Here is a 474-nt window from a genome sequence, read left to right on the forward strand (position 1 = left end):
CCAGGTCCCTCTCCAGGGAGCCTGATTGTAATAGTCCATATCTCTGCTCCAGAGTATTCTGGCCGTGCCGTTTACAAGCCTGCCGAACCTGTTTCCCTCCACAGCTTCTCTAAGCTGCTGCACCGGCTTGTTGAACCTGTTCTGATGACATATGCACAGCTTTACATGGTTTCTTTCAGATGCTTCTATCATCGCATCTGCATCCTGTATAGAAAGTGCCATGGGCTTCTCGCATATGACATTTTTATTCTTGTCCATACAGTAGATGGCTATTTCAGGATGATATCCACTTTCAGTAGCTATGGTAACCACATCTATGTCCTGGTTCGCAAGCATCTTCTTATAGTCTGTATAAATTTCCGGAATATAAGCTCTGTCTATTTTATCCGCATATTCATTTTTTCTTTTCTCAGCCTTTTCACTTACTACATCACATACTGCCACTAAAACTGCTTCATCTTTATTGGCTGCCAG

The 474-nt window shown here is 43.0% G+C and carries 1 protein-coding gene; it reads right to left on the bottom strand.

Annotated features, from left to right (window positions below):
- A partial coding sequence (locus ACFHWD_RS20660; RefSeq protein ID WP_378062948.1) for a Gfo/Idh/MocA family protein occupies nucleotides 1-474 on the bottom strand: 474 nt, incomplete at both ends.

This window comes from Clostridium sp. MT-14 (assembly GCF_042436595.1).
Classification (GTDB): domain Bacteria; phylum Bacillota; class Clostridia; order Clostridiales; family Clostridiaceae; genus Clostridium_B; species Clostridium_B aromativorans.